Origin of the sequence: Micromonospora sp. NPDC020750, from assembly GCF_044334565.1 — a bacterium.
Classification (GTDB): Bacteria; Actinomycetota; Actinomycetes; order Mycobacteriales; family Micromonosporaceae; genus Micromonospora.
Genome location: NZ_JBIRTH010000002.1, coordinates 480,273 through 494,165 on the forward strand (window position 1 = coordinate 480,273; position 13,893 = coordinate 494,165).

21 protein-coding genes are annotated in these 13,893 nt (G+C 68.6%); all 21 read left to right on the forward strand.

Going from position 1 to position 13,893, the window contains the following annotated elements; translation table 11 throughout:
• Window positions 1-188: 188 nt before the first annotated feature.
• The 21 genes from ACH4T9_RS07415 (at window position 189) to ACH4T9_RS07515 (ending at window position 13,882) form a co-directional block, all read left to right on the forward strand.
• Window positions 189-557: a hypothetical protein gene (locus ACH4T9_RS07415; RefSeq protein ID WP_350881983.1), complete on the forward strand. Its 369-nt coding sequence runs from the start codon at window positions 189-191 to the stop codon at window positions 555-557.
• 665 nt (window positions 558-1,222) lie between these two features.
• Window positions 1,223-1,591 carry a hypothetical protein gene (locus ACH4T9_RS07420; RefSeq protein ID WP_396670751.1) on the forward strand — a complete coding sequence of 123 codons (369 nt, stop codon included), beginning with the start codon at window positions 1,223-1,225 and terminating at the stop codon, window positions 1,589-1,591.
• A 577-nt stretch (window positions 1,592-2,168) separates the two neighbouring features.
• Entirely contained in the window at window positions 2,169-2,543 is a 375-nt protein-coding gene (gene rpsL / locus ACH4T9_RS07425; RefSeq protein WP_320066535.1) for a 30S ribosomal protein S12, read from the forward strand.
• A 1-nt stretch (window position 2,544) separates the two neighbouring features.
• Window positions 2,545-3,015: a 30S ribosomal protein S7 gene (gene rpsG / locus ACH4T9_RS07430; RefSeq protein WP_320066534.1), complete on the forward strand. Its 471-nt coding sequence runs from the start codon at window positions 2,545-2,547 to the stop codon at window positions 3,013-3,015.
• Window positions 3,016-3,092: 77 nt separating this feature from the next.
• Complete coding sequence (fusA, locus tag ACH4T9_RS07435) at window positions 3,093-5,189, forward strand: elongation factor G (RefSeq protein ID WP_396670340.1); 2,097 nt, start codon at window positions 3,093-3,095, stop codon at window positions 5,187-5,189.
• A 222-nt stretch (window positions 5,190-5,411) separates the two neighbouring features.
• Window positions 5,412-6,605, forward strand: coding sequence for an elongation factor Tu (tuf, locus tag ACH4T9_RS07440; protein WP_387015001.1), 1,194 nt, complete (start codon window positions 5,412-5,414; stop codon window positions 6,603-6,605).
• 355 nt (window positions 6,606-6,960) lie between these two features.
• Window positions 6,961-7,269, forward strand: a complete 309-nt coding sequence (gene rpsJ, locus ACH4T9_RS07445) for a 30S ribosomal protein S10 (RefSeq protein WP_007073037.1) — start codon at window positions 6,961-6,963, stop codon at window positions 7,267-7,269.
• A gap of 11 nt (window positions 7,270-7,280) precedes the next feature.
• Entirely contained in the window at window positions 7,281-7,946 is a 666-nt protein-coding gene (gene rplC, locus ACH4T9_RS07450; protein ID WP_396670339.1) for a 50S ribosomal protein L3, read from the forward strand.
• Window positions 7,943-8,593 (forward strand): 50S ribosomal protein L4, encoded by a 651-nt coding sequence (gene rplD / locus ACH4T9_RS07455; RefSeq protein ID WP_387015007.1) that lies wholly within the window; start codon window positions 7,943-7,945, stop codon window positions 8,591-8,593. The genes rplC and rplD overlap by 4 nt, the downstream gene beginning before the upstream one ends.
• Entirely contained in the window at window positions 8,590-8,892 is a 303-nt protein-coding gene (gene rplW, locus ACH4T9_RS07460; protein ID WP_161685913.1) for a 50S ribosomal protein L23, read from the forward strand. Before rplD ends, rplW begins: the two co-directional genes overlap by 4 nt.
• Window positions 8,893-8,904: 12 nt before the next feature.
• Window positions 8,905-9,744, forward strand: coding sequence for a 50S ribosomal protein L2 (rplB, locus tag ACH4T9_RS07465; protein WP_396670338.1), 840 nt, complete (start codon window positions 8,905-8,907; stop codon window positions 9,742-9,744).
• A gap of 12 nt (window positions 9,745-9,756) precedes the next feature.
• Entirely contained in the window at window positions 9,757-10,038 is a 282-nt protein-coding gene (rpsS, locus tag ACH4T9_RS07470; protein ID WP_007073032.1) for a 30S ribosomal protein S19, read from the forward strand.
• Between the two features lie 40 nt (window positions 10,039-10,078).
• Window positions 10,079-10,537 carry a 50S ribosomal protein L22 gene (gene rplV, locus ACH4T9_RS07475; protein WP_161685907.1) on the forward strand — a complete coding sequence of 153 codons (459 nt, stop codon included), beginning with the start codon at window positions 10,079-10,081 and terminating at the stop codon, window positions 10,535-10,537.
• Entirely contained in the window at window positions 10,537-11,403 is an 867-nt protein-coding gene (rpsC, locus tag ACH4T9_RS07480; RefSeq protein WP_161685905.1) for a 30S ribosomal protein S3, read from the forward strand. Before rplV ends, rpsC begins: the two co-directional genes overlap by 1 nt.
• 3 nt (window positions 11,404-11,406) lie before the next feature.
• Window positions 11,407-11,832 carry a 50S ribosomal protein L16 gene (gene rplP, locus ACH4T9_RS07485; RefSeq protein ID WP_229400536.1) on the forward strand — a complete coding sequence of 142 codons (426 nt, stop codon included), beginning with the start codon at window positions 11,407-11,409 and terminating at the stop codon, window positions 11,830-11,832.
• A complete protein-coding gene (rpmC, locus tag ACH4T9_RS07490; RefSeq protein ID WP_396670337.1) occupies window positions 11,832-12,068 on the forward strand; it encodes a 50S ribosomal protein L29 in 237 nt (78 codons plus the stop codon). Before rplP ends, rpmC begins: the two co-directional genes overlap by 1 nt.
• Window positions 12,065-12,343, forward strand: coding sequence for a 30S ribosomal protein S17 (gene rpsQ / locus ACH4T9_RS07495; RefSeq protein WP_387015016.1), 279 nt, complete (start codon window positions 12,065-12,067; stop codon window positions 12,341-12,343). The genes rpmC and rpsQ overlap by 4 nt, the downstream gene beginning before the upstream one ends.
• A gap of 97 nt (window positions 12,344-12,440) precedes the next feature.
• Window positions 12,441-12,809 carry a 50S ribosomal protein L14 gene (gene rplN / locus ACH4T9_RS07500; RefSeq protein WP_007465279.1) on the forward strand — a complete coding sequence of 123 codons (369 nt, stop codon included), beginning with the start codon at window positions 12,441-12,443 and terminating at the stop codon, window positions 12,807-12,809.
• Complete coding sequence (gene rplX / locus ACH4T9_RS07505; RefSeq protein ID WP_207892590.1) at window positions 12,806-13,126, forward strand: 50S ribosomal protein L24; 321 nt, start codon at window positions 12,806-12,808, stop codon at window positions 13,124-13,126. The genes rplN and rplX overlap by 4 nt, the downstream gene beginning before the upstream one ends.
• On the forward strand, window positions 13,126-13,695 hold the full coding sequence (gene rplE / locus ACH4T9_RS07510; protein WP_350881964.1) for a 50S ribosomal protein L5: 570 nt from the start codon (window positions 13,126-13,128) through the stop codon (window positions 13,693-13,695). The genes rplX and rplE overlap by 1 nt, the downstream gene beginning before the upstream one ends.
• Before the next feature lies 1 nt (window position 13,696).
• Complete coding sequence (locus ACH4T9_RS07515; RefSeq protein WP_161685895.1) at window positions 13,697-13,882, forward strand: type Z 30S ribosomal protein S14; 186 nt, start codon at window positions 13,697-13,699, stop codon at window positions 13,880-13,882.
• The last annotated feature ends 11 nt before the right edge of the window (window positions 13,883-13,893 follow it).

Genomic DNA, 13,893 nt, shown 5'->3' on the forward strand with positions numbered 1-13,893 from the left:
GGAACGACGAGGCCCCCGGCAGCCGCCGGGGGCCTCGTCGTATCCCGGTTCGGACAGAACCGATGGAAGAGATCTCCCGGCCGGGTGCCGTGGTTGCCGAACCCCCGTGGGCGGCGGGGTGGCTCCGGCGGGGAAGAGGGCGGCGGGGGCCGGGTCGCCGACCGGGCCGGAGGGGCATGATGGTGGGCATGACGACCGCACCCGGGCAGGTGCCCGTCGCGCAGCCGGGGCCGCGCCATCCGCTCGATCCTGACCCGGTCCGGTCCAGCAAGGCCCGCGCGGTCTTCGCTCTCGGCCTGATGGGCGCGCTCACCGGGCTCTTCGTCGGTGGGGTGGTGCCGGCCACGCTCGCCCTCGTGCTGGCCCGTCAGGCCCGGCGGGAGGCGTACGCCTCGGGGGGTTTCCTCACCGGCGGGGCCTGGCTGCGGCGGGGGGAGCGGCTGGCCTGGGCGGGGTTGGTCCTGGTCGCGACGACCGTCGTGGTGGCGGTGGTGATCGGGCTGGTCCGACTGGCCGGACAGCCGTTCGGGCACGACTACGCGCCGAACGTGGACTGACCGTCCCGGGGGATGCGTCCCCGCCCACCCACGAGGGCTGGGGCGGCGGCGGTAGCCTGACCGGTGTCCGTCGCGCGGCGGCGGACAGCGACCGGCGACTGGAGGCCCTCGTGACGGAACCGGCGCGGCCCTCGGGCGATCCGGCGGAGCGACCCGCCGCGCCCCCGGATCCGGCCGGGCCCCCCGCATCGCCGGGGGGGAGCCCATGGGCCAGGCCGGCTGCCGACGCGGACGCCGGGCCCCGCATCGCCCCGGAGGTCGCCTCCGTGGAGTACGCGCCGCCGCCGGTCTCCCCGCCGCCCCCGCCGGCCGGGAACGCGGAAGCTCCTCCGGGTCCGTTCCCGCCGGTCGGTCCCGCGTCGCAGGTCGGTCCCGCGTCGCACCCGGGCACCGCGTCGCAGGTCGGTCCCGCCTCGCACCCGGGCACCGCGCCGCCGGTCGGCTGGTCGTCGCCGGCGGGTCCGTCCGGCGGTGAGCGGCCGGCCGGCCCGTATCCGACGCGGGCACCCTGGTCCGGGCAACCGGCAGGGGCTCACCCCGCAGCGGGACCGGTGGGGTATCCGGGCCAGCACGCGGGCCCCGGCTGGGGCGGGCCGGGCACCGGCTGGGGGCGGGTGCCCCCGCCGCCGCGGGAGGCCCCCCGGCCGCCGAAGCGGGTCGACCCGGTGCCCGGCACCCCGTTCGGTGTGGTGCACCTCGACGTCCCCCCGGTCACCTCCGGGCTCGCGGTCGGCTCGTTGGTGGCCGGGATCGCCTCGGCCCTGGTTTCGCTCCTGGTGATCTGTCTGGGGGCGACCGCGGCCTCGCAGGGAGTCTGGGCCGCCGGCGTGTTCGCGTTCCTCGGGGTGCTGGCCGGGGCGGCGGCCGTGGTGGCCGGTCTGCTCAGCACGCGACAGATCCGGCGACCTGCGCCGCCGCCCGCGGTGCGGTTCACCGGCCGGGGCCTGGCCCTGGCCGGGATCAGTTGCGGCGCTTTGGGCCTGGCGCTCAGCCTGCTCGGTCTGGGCCTGGCGCTGCTCTCCGGCCTCGGCTGAGCCGGTGGTCCGCCGGGCCCGGTGATCGACGGCGTCAGGCGGCCGGCCCGAGGTGTTCGGTCCTCCCCGGGCCGTCGAGGTGGCGGGGGCGGACGGCGCGGGCTGGCCGGGGTCCTGCGGGGGCGACCGGGTCGTCTCCGACGGAAGCCGTTACACTTGTTTCCGTAGGTGCCCATCGCGGATGGGCAGGCACGACGGTTCGGCCCGCAGGGCGGTGACGCCGATCTCCGGGACCTCTCCGTTTTGACCTGTGCGGCTGTGATAGGTACTCTTTCCCCTTGCGCCCGGGCCTGCCCGGGCGACTCGTGCGTGCGCTGGACCCGGGCGACCTGGTGATCATGCGGCGACACGACATAGCCAAAGACCCGGCGCGGGTGATCGCGGGCCGGTGACAGAAATCCGGTGCGCGCGCGAGCGGCGGCACCGGGACCGTGAGCTGGGCGACACGCCCGACCGCGGGTGCCGGGACCTCCGCAAGGTGGCCCTGGCCGGAATGTAGGAGAGCCTTCCCACCAGGGGCGGTTACGAGTAGACGGCGCGGCCGCCGGATGGCGGCCGAAGGGAGCGGAGAAACCCGGTGCCCACGATTCAGCAGCTGGTCCGAAAGGGCCGCAAGGCCAAGACGACCAAGACCAAGACCCCGGCGCTGAAGGGTTCCCCTCAGCGGCGCGGTGTGTGCACCCGCGTGTACACCACCACCCCCAAGAAGCCGAACTCGGCGCTCCGTAAGGTCGCTCGCGTCAAGCTCAGCAGCCAGATCGAGGTGACCGCCTACATCCCGGGCGTGGGTCACAACCTGCAGGAGCACTCGATCGTGCTCGTTCGCGGCGGCCGGGTGAAGGACCTCCCCGGCGTGCGTTACAAGATCGTTCGCGGTTCGCTGGACACCCAGGGTGTCCGCAACCGCAAGCAGGCGCGCAGCCGTTACGGCGCGAAGAAGGAGAAGAGCTGAGATGCCGCGTAAGGGACCCGCTCCGCGGAAGCCGCTGGTCGCTGACCCGGTGTACAACTCGCCGTTGGTCACCCAGCTGGTGAACAAGATCCTCATGCGCGGTAAGCGTCAGCTCGCCGAGCGTATCGTGTACGCCGCTCTGGAGGGCTGCCGCGAGAAGTCCGGCACCGACCCGGTCGTCACCCTCAAGCGGGCGATGGACAACGTCAAGCCGACCCTCGAGGTGCGCAGCCGCCGCGTCGGTGGCGCCACCTACCAGGTGCCGGTCGAGGTCCGTCCGACCCGCGCGACCACCCTCGGTCTGCGCTGGCTGGTGACGTACTCCAAGGCCCGGCGCGAGAAGACCATGATCGAGCGGCTCATGAACGAGCTGCTGGACGCGAGCAACGGCCTGGGTGCTGCCGTGAAGCGGCGCGAGGACACGCACAAGATGGCCGAGTCGAACAAGGCCTTCGCGCACTACCGCTGGTAACACACTTGGTTCCGGCGCCTCTCTGGGCGCCGGAACCGCCACCAGTTGTGTCGAGACGACGATAAGTAGGGATTGAAGTGGCCGCCGCAGACGCGCTCGCCAACGTACGCAACATCGGCATCATGGCGCACATCGATGCCGGTAAGACCACCACCACCGAGCGGATCCTCTTCTACACCGGTATCACGTACAAGATCGGTGAGGTCCACGATGGCGGTGCCGTCATGGACTGGATGGAGCAGGAGCAGGAGCGTGGTATCACCATCACCTCCGCTGCTACCAAGTGTGAGTGGAAGGGCCACACGATCCAGATCATCGACACGCCCGGCCACGTCGACTTCACGGTCGAGGTCGAGCGGTCGCTGCGGGTGCTGGACGGTGCGGTCGCGGTCTACGACGGTGTGGCCGGCGTGGAGCCGCAGACGGAGAACGTCTGGCGGCAGGCCGACAAGTACGACGTCCCGCGGATGTGCTTCGTCAACAAGCTCGACCGGACCGGCGCGGACTTCTTCCGCTGCGTGCAGATGATGATCGACCGGCTCAACGCCACCCCGCTGGTGCTCCAGATCCCGATCGGGCTCGAGGGCAACCACATCGGAGTCGTCGACCTGATCGGCATGCGCGCCCTCACCTGGCGCGGGGAGACCCAGAAGGGTGAGGACTACGCGATCGAGGAGATCCCGGCCGACCTCGCCGACTCCGCCGCGGAGTGGCGCGAGAAGCTGTTGGAGACCCTGGCCGACGTCGACGACGCGGTGATGGAGAAGTACCTGGAGGGCGAGGAGATCTCCGTCGAGGAGATCAAGGCCGCCATCCGGCGCGCCACCATCGCCAGCAAGGCCAACCCGGTGCTCTGCGGCTCGGCGTTCAAGAACAAGGGCGTCCAGCCGATGCTCGACGCCGTGGTCGACTTCCTGCCGTCGCCGCTGGACGTCCCGGCGATCGAGGGCACCGCGACCGACGGCGAGACGCCGCTGCAGCGGAAGCCGTCGAAGGCGGAGCCGTTCGCCGGCCTCGCCTTCAAGATCCAGACCGACAAGCACCTTGGCAAGCTCACCTACGTCCGGGTCTACTCCGGCGTAATCGAGACCGGCAACCAGGTGGTCAACTCCACCAAGGACCGCAAGGAGCGGATCGGCAAGATCTACCAGATGCACGCCAACAAGCGGGAAGAGCGCGGCTCGGCCCAGGCTGGCGACATCATCGCGGTGCAGGGTCTGAAGCAGACCACCACCGGTGACACGCTGTGCGACCCGGCGAACCCGGTCATCCTGGAGTCGATGACCTTCCCGGAGCCGGTCATCGAGGTCGCCATCGAGCCGAAGACCAAGGCCGACCAGGAGAAGCTCAGCACCGCCATCCAGCGGCTGGCGGAGGAGGACCCGACCTTCCGCGTCAAGCTGGACGAGGAGACCGGTCAGACGGTCATCTCCGGCATGGGCGAGCTGCACCTGGACATCCTGGTCGACCGGATGCGCCGCGAGTTCAACGTCGAGGCGAACATCGGCAAGCCGCAGGTGGCGTACCGCGAGACCATCCGCCGCAAGGTGGACAAGATCGAGTACACCCACAAGAAGCAGACCGGTGGCTCCGGCCAGTACGCCCGGGTCATCGTCAGCGTGGAGCCGCTGCCACTGGGCAACGACTCCCCGACGTACGAGTTCGCCAACGCCGTCACCGGTGGCCGTATCCCCCGGGAGTTCATCCCGTCGGTGGACGCCGGCGCCCAGGACGCGCTGCAGTACGGCATCCTGGCCGGCTTCCCGCTGGTCGGTGTCAAGCTGACGCTGCTGGACGGCCAGTACCACGAGGTCGACTCCTCGGAAATGGCGTTCAAGATCGCCGGCTCGATGGTGATGAAGGAGGCGGCCCGCAAGGCCGACCCCGCACTGCTCGAGCCGATGATGGCCGTTGAGGTCACCACTCCTGAGGAGAACATGGGTGACGTCATCGGCGACCTCAACTCCCGCCGTGGCTTGATCCAGGCGATGGAGGAGCGCAGCGGCACCCGCATCGTGAAGGCCCTGGTGCCGTTGTCGGAGATGTTCGGCTACGTCGGCGACCTGCGGTCGAAGACCCAGGGCCGGGCCAGCTACAGCATGCAGTTCGACTCCTACGCCGAGATTCCGCAGAGCGTGGCGAAGGAGATCATCGCCAAGGCTACGGGTGAGTGACGCTCACCTGAGCTGATCCGATGAACCGGGGCTGGTCGCGGGAGGGTATCCCCGCCGGCGGCCACCTCGGTCGGGATGCGTGAGACCGGGTCTGTAGGCTTCATCGCCGCAGAACCCACCAAAGCTCTCCGGCCGCGAGGCCGGAAAGGCTGTCGACAGAGTCCTAAGCGCCGACCTGGCGCGCCGGGGCGAACGAACCAAGAAGTCCACAGGAGGACACCAGTGGCGAAGGCGAAGTTCGAGCGGACTAAGCCGCACGTCAACATCGGCACCATTGGTCACATCGACCACGGTAAGACGACGCTGACGGCGGCCATCACCAAGGTCCTGCACGACCAGTACCCCGACCTGAACCCCTACACGCCGTTCGACCAGATCGACAAGGCGCCGGAGGAGAAGGCCCGCGGCATCACGATCTCGATCGCGCACGTCGAGTACCAGACCGAGTCTCGGCACTACGCGCACGTCGACTGCCCCGGGCACGCCGACTACATCAAGAACATGATCACCGGTGCCGCGCAGATGGACGGCGCGATCCTGGTGGTCGCGGCGACCGACGGCCCGATGCCGCAGACCCGCGAGCACGTGCTGCTGGCCCGTCAGGTCGGCGTGCCGTACATCGTCGTGGCGCTCAACAAGAGCGACATGGTCGACGACGAGGAGCTCCTGGAGCTCGTCGAGCTCGAGGTCCGCGAGCTGCTCTCGTCGCAGGAGTACCCGGGTGACGACCTGCCTGTCGTCCAGGTCTCCGCGCTGAAGGCGCTCGAGGGCGACCCGGTCTGGACCGAGAAGCTGCTCGAGCTGATGAACGCGGTCGACACCGCGATCCCGCAGCCTGAGCGCGAGATCGACAAGCCGTTCCTGATGCCGGTCGAGGACGTCTTCACGATCACCGGTCGTGGCACCGTCGTCACCGGTCGCGTGGAGCGCGGCGTTCTCCTGCCGAACGAGGATGTCGAGCTCGTCGGTATCAAGGAGAAGGGCTTCAAGACCAAGGTCACCGCGATCGAGATGTTCCGGAAGACCCTGGACGACGCCCGCGCGGGCGAGAACGTCGGCTTGCTGCTGCGTGGCACCAAGCGCGACGAGGTCGAGCGCGGCATGGTCGTGGTGAAGCCGGGCTCGAACACCCCGCACACGGAGTTCGAGGCGACGGTCTACATCCTCTCCAAGGAGGAGGGCGGCCGGCACACCCCGTTCTTCCAGAACTACCGTCCGCAGTTCTACTTCCGGACCACGGACGTCACCGGCGTCGTCACGCTGCCCGAGGGCACCGAGATGGTCATGCCGGGCGACAACACCACGATGACCGTGAACCTGATCCAGCCCATCGCGATGGAGGACAACCTCAAGTTCGCGATTCGGGAGGGTGGCCGTACGGTCGGCGCGGGTCGCGTCACCAAGATCATCAAGTGACCTGGGTAACCCCGATTAGCGTTGCTGCCGGTAGTGGGGCATACTAGTCAGGTTGCGTAACGACAGTTCGTCGCCCCGCGTCCGGCGTTCGCTGGACCTCCGGGTCGTTGAGCAGTCGCGCGTAGGGTGGTTGGCTTGTCCCTGGCGGCCAACCACCCTCGCACGGCGTTCAGGTCGCGGTGACGCGATCGGCGCCATGACCCACCGCGCGGTCAGCAGAGCTCCGGAGACCCGGGGCGGAGCCTGGTCCGAGGGCGCGACACGCCCGACCGCGGGGGTCGGCGGAAGTGGGCCTGTGCCAGCCGGTGCAGGTGCCCGCAACACAGCGGCATCGAGAGAAGGAACAGAAGCCACCATGGCGGGACAGAAGATCCGCATCCGGCTCAAGGCCTATGACCACGAGGTCGTCGACTCCTCGGCGCGGAAGATCGTCGAGACGGTGACGCGTACCGGGGCGCAGGTCGCTGGCCCGGTGCCGCTGCCCACGGAGATCAACCGTTTCTGCGTCATCCGCTCGCCGCACAAGTACAAGGACTCGCGCGAGCACTTCGAGATGCGCACTCACAAGCGGCTGATCGACATCATCGACCCGACTCCGAAGACGGTCGACTCGCTCATGCGCCTCGACCTGCCGGCTGGCGTCGACATCGAGATCAAGCTGTAGGGACCGGACAAATGGACAGGCAAGTCAAGGGGATCCTGGGCGCAAAGCTCGGCATGACCCAGGTCTGGGACAACAACCGTGTTGTCCCGGTGACCGTGGTTCAGGCCGGCCCGTGCGTCATCAGCCAGGTTCGTAGCGCCGAGAAGGACGGTTACTCCGCAGTCCAGCTCGCCTACGGCACGATCGACCCGCGCAAGGTGAAGAAGCCGGTCAGCGGGCACTACGCGAAGGCGGACGTGGCGCCGCGCCGACACATCGTCGAGCTGCGCACCGCGAACGCCGCGGACTACTCGCTGGGCCAGGAGGTCACGGTCGAGGAGTTCCCGGTCGGCGTCAGCATCGACGTCACCGGCAGGACCAAGGGCAAGGGCTACGCCGGCCCGATGAAGCGGCACGGCTTCCACGGTCTGCGCGCCAGCCACGGTGTCGAGCGCAAGCACCGCTCACCGGGCTCGATCGGCGCGTGCGCCACCCCGGGTCGCGTCTTCAAGGGCACCCGGATGGCCGGCCGGATGGGTGGCGTGCGCTACACCGTCCAGAACCTGACCGTCCAGGCGGTCGACACCGAGAACAACCTCCTGCTCGTTCGTGGGGCCATTCCCGGTCCCAAGGGCGCGCTGGTCCTGGTCCGCAGCGCGGCCAAGACCAAGGTGAAGAAGGGCGGTGTGGCCAAGTGACCACCGTTGACGTCCTCAACGTCGAAGGCGCCAAGAGCAGCTCCGTCGAGCTGCCGGGCGACATCTTCGACGTCCAGGCCAACCTCGCGCTGATGCACCAGGTCGTGGTGGCCCAGCTTGCGGCAGCCCGCCAGGGCACGCACAAGGCCAAGACCCGCGGCGAGGTCGCCGGCGGCGGCAAGAAGCCGTACAAGCAGAAGGGCACCGGTCGGGCCCGTCAGGGTTCGATCCGCGCGCCGCAGTTCGCCGGCGGTGGCGTGGTCCACGGCCCGGTGCCGCGTGACTACAGCCAGCGGACCCCGAAGAAGATGAAGGCCGCCGCCCTGCGTGGCGCTCTCTCCGACCGGGCCCGCGCTGGCCAGGTGCACGTCGTCGAGGCGTTCGTCTCGGGCGAGAAGCCGTCGACCAAGGCCGCCCTGGCCACGCTGGTCAAGCTGACCGAGGCCACCCGGGTCCTGGTCGTGCTGAGCAGCACCGACGAGCTGAACTGGGTGTCGCTGCGCAATGAGCCGCGGGTGCACCTGATCGAGGCCGGCCAGCTCAACACGTACGACGTGCTGGTGGCCGACGACGTGGTCTTCACCAAGGACGCCCTGGACGAGTTCCTGGGTGTTCCCGCCGAGACCACCGAGGAGGGTGGCAAGTGAGCACGATCGCCGATCCGCGGGACATCATCGTCGCGCCGGTCGTCTCGGAGAAGAGCTACAGCGAGCTGAACCGGAACTGGTACACCTTCCTGGTGCGCCCGGACGCGAACAAGACTGAGATCAAGATCGCTATCCAGCAGATCTTCAACGTCCGCGTCCTGACGGTCAACACGCTCAACCGCGAGGGCAAGCGCAAGCGCACCAAGACCGGTTTCGGTCAGCGCAAGGCCACCAAGCGGGCGATCGTGAAGCTGGCTGACGGTGACCGTATCGAGGCCTTCGGCGGCCCGGTCAGCTGAGGGGTGTAGACAATGGCTATCCGTAAATACAAGCCGACGACGCCGGGCCGGCGTGGCTCGAGCGTCGCCGACTTCGCCGAGATCACCCGGTCGAAGCCCGAGAAGTCGCTGCTGGCGCCGCTGCCGAAGAAGGGTGGGCGTAACGTCCACGGCCGGATCACCACCCGGCACCACGGTGGCGGCCACAAGCGCCAGTACCGTCTGATCGACTTCAAGCGGGTCGACAAGGACGGCATCCCGGCGAAGGTCGCGCACATCGAGTACGACCCGAACCGCACCGCGCGCATCGCGCTGCTGCACTACGCCGACGGCGAGAAGCGCTACATCATCGCGCCGAAGGACCTGAAGCAGGGCGACGCGGTCGAGTCCGGACCGGGCGCCGACATCAAGCCGGGTAACAACCTGCCGCTGCGCAACATCCCGGTCGGTACCACCATCCACAACGTGGAGCTGCGTCCGGGCGGCGGCGCCAAGTTGGCCCGCTCGGCCGGCGTCGGCGTCCAGCTGCTCGGCCGGGAGGGCGTGTACGCCACCCTGCGTCTGCCGTCCGGTGAGATCCGGCGGGTCGACGTGCGGTGCCGCGCCAGCGTCGGCGAGATCGGCAACGCCGACCAGTCGAACATCAACTGGGGTAAGGCCGGCCGCATGCGGTGGAAGGGCAGGCGCCCGACCGTCCGAGGCGTCGCCATGAACCCGGTCGACCACCCGCACGGTGGTGGTGAGGGTAAGACCTCAGGTGGCCGTCACCCGGTCAACCCGCAGGGTAAGCCCGAGGGCCGCACCCGTCGCAAGGGCCAGCCGAGTGACCGGCTGATCGTTCGCCGCCGCTACGCCACGCGTAAGCGCGGCTGAGGGAGATAAGACATGCCTCGCAGCCTGAAGAAGGGCCCGTTCGTCGACGACCACCTGCTCAAGAAGGTGGAGACGCAGAACGACAAGGGCTCGAAGAACGTCATCAAGACCTGGTCGCGGCGCTCGACGATCATCCCCGAGATGCTCGGCCACACGATCGCCGTGCATGACGGACGCAAGCACGTCCCGGTGTTCGTTACCGAGGCGATGGTCGGGCACAAGCTCGGCGAGTTCGCGCTGACCCGCACGTTCAAGGGTCACGAGAAGGACGACCGGAAGAGCCGCCGGCGCTGACGCCGCGGGCATACGGATAGAGGAACAAGGGGTTACAGCGATGCCAGGAAAGGGCGACGCTCCGGTGCTTCCGGGCGCGCGGGCGATTGCGCGGCACGTGCGCATCTCGCCGATGAAGGCGCGCCGGGTGGTCAACCTCGTCCGCGGCCTGCCCGCGAAGGAGGCGCTTACGGTGCTGCAGTTCGCGCCGCAGGCTGCGAGTGAGCAGGTGTACAAGGTGCTCGCGAGCGCGATCGCGAACGCGGAGAACAACGAGCGGCTGGACCCCGATGCGCTGCTCGTCAGCGAGGCGTTCGTCGACGAGGGCCCGACGATGAAGCGGTTCCGGCCGCGCGCGCAGGGCCGGGCGTACCGGATCCGCAAGCGGACCTGCCACATCACTGTGGCGGTCGAGGCGGTCGCGCCGGCTGCGCCGAAGAAGTCCGCGGCGAAGAAGGTCGCCCCGGCGAAGCAGGCCGAGGCCGCTGAGACGGAGAGCAAGACGGAGGGCGCCGAGTAATGGGTCAGAAGGTTCACCCCACTGGGTTCCGGCTCGGCATCTCGACCGACTGGAAGTCCCGCTGGTTCGCGGACAAGCTCTACAAGGACTACATCGGCGAAGATGTCAAGATTCGCCGGATGATGTCCAAGGGCCTCGAGCGTGCCGGCATCTCCAAGGTCGACATCGAGCGCACCCGGGACCGGGTCCGCGTCGACATCCACACCGCCCGGCCGGGCATCGTCATCGGCCGGAAGGGTGCGGAGGCCGACCGGATCCGCGGCGAGCTGGAGAAGCTCACCGGCAAGCAGGTACAGCTGAACATCATCGAGGTGAAGAACCCCGAGTCGGACGCGCAGCTGGTCGCCCAGGGCGTCGCCGAGCAGCTCTCCAGCCGGGTCAGCTTCCGTCGGGCGATGCGCAAGGCGATGCAGTCGGCGATGAAGAACCCGGTGTGCAAGGGCATCCGGGTCCAGGTCTCGGGTCGCCTCGGCGGTGCCGAGATGAGCCGGACCGAGTTCTACCGCGAGGGTCGCGTCCCGCTGCACACGCTGCGGGCCAACATCGAGTACGGCTTCTTCGAGGCCCGTACCACCTTCGGCCGCATCGGCGTGAAGGTCTGGATCTACAAGGGTGACGCGGTGCCGGGTCGGGAGACCCCGGCCGAGGCGCCGTCGCGCCCGCGTCGTGAGCGTGCCGACCGCCCCGAGCGTCCGCGCCGTGGTCGGTCCGGTTCGTCCGGCACGACCGCCGGTGGCACCGAGGCCGGCCGGGCTGCTGCGACCACCATCGCGCAGCAGGCTGAGACGCCGAGCGGCGAGCCGATCGACAGCGCTGCTGTCGCCTCGGTCGCTTCGACTCCGGCAGAAACGCAGCAGGAGGGCTGACAGATGCTGATGCCGCGCAAGCCCCCGAAGGGCTTCCGCAAGCCGCACCACCCGGACCGCAGTGGCGCGTCCAAGGGTGGCAACCGCGTGGTGTTCGGCGAGTTCGGGATCCAGGCTCTCGAGCCGGCGTACGTGACCAACCGGCAGATCGAGTCGGCGCGTATCGCGATGACCCGCCACATCAAGCGTGGCGGTAAGGTCTGGATCTCGATCTTCCCGGACCAGGCCCTGACCAAGAAGCCGGCCGAGACCCGGATGGGTTCCGGTAAGGGCTCGCCCGAGTGGTGGGTCGCCAACGTCAAGCCGGGGCGGATCCTCTTCGAGATGTCCTTCCCCAACGAGCAGATCGCGCGAGAAGCGATGCGTCGCGCGATCCACAAGCTCCCGATGAAGTGCCGCATTGTTACGCGCGAAGTGGGTGAATCCTGATGGCAGCGGGCGTTAAGGCCTCCGAGCTGCGTGAGCACTCCGACGAGGAGCTGGTCGCGAAGCTGCGCGAGGCCAAGGCGGAGCTGTTCAACCTCCGCGTGCAGGGCGCAACCGGGCAGCTGGACAACAACCGGCGGTTGCAGGTCATCCGTCGGGAGATCGCCCGGATCTACACGATCATGCGTGAGCGCGAGTTGGGTCTCTCCGCCGCGCCGACTGAGGTGACTGCATCATGAGCGAGAACACCACCACCGCCGAAGCGCGGGCCCGCCGCAAGGTGCGCGAGGGCCTCGTGGTCAGCGACAAGATGGACAAGACCGTCGTGGTCGAGGTCGAGGACCGGGTCAGGCACGCGCTGTACGGCAAGATCATGCGCCGTACCAGCAAGCTGAAGGTGCACGACGAGCAGAACGCCGCCGGCATCGGCGATCGGGTTCTGATCATGGAGACCCGGCCGCTGTCCGCCACGAAGCGTTGGCGGATCGTGGAGATCCAGGAAAAGGCCAAGTAGCGAAGGCTCGATCTCGCCCGGCTTCAGTCGGGCGCGGGTTCCGCCAGGCTCCGGCCGCGGCAGGCGGCCGGAGAACCGGCAGACATAGGAGATAGACGTGATTCAGCAGGAGTCGCGACTGCGCGTCGCCGACAACACGGGTGCCCGGGAGATCCTGTGCATCCGGGTTCTCGGGGGCTCCGGTCGGCGCTACGCGAGCATCGGCGACGTCATCGTGGCCACGGTCAAGGACGCGATCCCGGGTGCCGGTGTGAAGAAGGGCGACGTCGTCAAGGCCGTCGTCGTCCGCACCGCCAAGGAGCGGCGGCGGCCGGACGGCTCGTACATTCGCTTCGACGAGAACGCCGCCGTCATCATCAAGGACGGTGGGGACCCGCGCGGCACCCGTATCTTCGGCCCGGTGGGCCGGGAGCTGCGGGACAAGCGGTTCATGAAGATTATTTCCCTCGCGCCGGAGGTGTTGTGACCGTGAAGGTCAAGAAGGGCGACACGGTCGTCGTCATCGCCGGCAAGGACAAGGGTGCCAAGGGCAAGGTCATCGCGTCCTACCCGCGGCAGGACAAGGTCCTGGTCGAGGGCGTGAACCGGGTCAAGAAGCACACCCGTATCAGCACCACCCAGCGTGGCGCCAAGACCGGTGGCATCGTCACCCAGGAAGCCCCGATCCACGTCTCCAACGTGCAGGTCCTGGATTCCGAGGGGAACCCGACCCGCGTCGGGTACCGCTTCGACGACAACGGCCAGAAGGTCCGCATCGCGCGTAGCACCGGTAAGGACCTGTGATGACCACGGCTACCGAAGCCAAGACCATGCCGCGCCTCAAGGAGCGGTACCGCAACGAGATCGTGGCCAAGCTGCAGGAGCAGCACAGCTTCGGCAACCCCATGCAGGTGCCGCGGCTGGTCAAGATCGTCGTCAACATGGGTGTCGGCGAGGCCGCCCGGGACGCCAAGCTGATCGATGGCGCCGTCCGGGACCTGGCCACCATCACCGGCCAGAAGCCGCAGGTGCGGCGGGCGACCAAGTCCATCGCGCAGTTCAAGCTCCGCGAGGGCATGCCGATCGGCGCGAAGGTCACCCTGCGCGGCGACCGGATGTGGGAGTTCCTGGACCGCCTGCTGTCCATCGCGCTGCCTCGTATCCGCGACTTCCGCGGTCTGGACGGGCGCAAGCTCGACGGGCACGGCAACTACACGTTCGGTCTGACCGAGCAGTCGGTGTTCCACGAGATCGACCAGGACAAGATCGATCGCCAGCGGGGCATGGACATCACGGTGGTCACGACCGCCACGACCGACGACGAGGGCCGGGCGCTGCTCAAGCTCCTGGGCTTCCCGTTCAAGGAGAACTGAGATGGCCAAGAAGGCGCTGATCCTCAAGGCGGCCGCGAAGCCGAAGTTCTCGGTTCGCGCGTACACCCGCTGCCAGCGGTGTGGGCGTCCCAAGGCGGTCTACCGCAAGTTCGGGCTCTGCCGGATCTGCATCCGGGAGATGGCCCACCGCGGTGAGCTGCCGGGCGTGTCCAAGGCTTCCTGGTAAGGGCGACCGCG

Excerpts from the sequence above, each read along its gene's own strand:
- rpsC (WP_161685905.1), top strand. The coding sequence starts at position 10,537 with ATGGGTCAGAAGGTTCACCCCACTGGGTTCCGGCTCGGCATCTCGACC.
- rplC (WP_396670339.1), top strand. The coding sequence starts at position 7,281 with ATGGACAGGCAAGTCAAGGGGATCCTGGGCGCAAAGCTCGGCATGACC.
- rplV (WP_161685907.1), top strand. The coding sequence starts at position 10,079 with ATGCCAGGAAAGGGCGACGCTCCGGTGCTTCCGGGCGCGCGGGCGATT.
- rplB (WP_396670338.1), top strand. The coding sequence starts at position 8,905 with ATGGCTATCCGTAAATACAAGCCGACGACGCCGGGCCGGCGTGGCTCG.
- rplP (WP_229400536.1), top strand. The coding sequence starts at position 11,407 with ATGCTGATGCCGCGCAAGCCCCCGAAGGGCTTCCGCAAGCCGCACCAC.
- rpsG (WP_320066534.1), top strand. The coding sequence starts at position 2,545 with ATGCCGCGTAAGGGACCCGCTCCGCGGAAGCCGCTGGTCGCTGACCCG.
- ACH4T9_RS07515 (WP_161685895.1), top strand. The coding sequence starts at position 13,697 with ATGGCCAAGAAGGCGCTGATCCTCAAGGCGGCCGCGAAGCCGAAGTTC.
- rplE (WP_350881964.1), top strand. The coding sequence starts at position 13,126 with ATGACCACGGCTACCGAAGCCAAGACCATGCCGCGCCTCAAGGAGCGG.
- rpsJ (WP_007073037.1), top strand. The coding sequence starts at position 6,961 with ATGGCGGGACAGAAGATCCGCATCCGGCTCAAGGCCTATGACCACGAG.
- rpsQ (WP_387015016.1), top strand. The coding sequence starts at position 12,065 with ATGAGCGAGAACACCACCACCGCCGAAGCGCGGGCCCGCCGCAAGGTG.
- ACH4T9_RS07415 (WP_350881983.1), top strand. The coding sequence starts at position 189 with ATGACGACCGCACCCGGGCAGGTGCCCGTCGCGCAGCCGGGGCCGCGC.
- rpsS (WP_007073032.1), top strand. The coding sequence starts at position 9,757 with ATGCCTCGCAGCCTGAAGAAGGGCCCGTTCGTCGACGACCACCTGCTC.
- rpmC (WP_396670337.1), top strand. The coding sequence starts at position 11,832 with ATGGCAGCGGGCGTTAAGGCCTCCGAGCTGCGTGAGCACTCCGACGAG.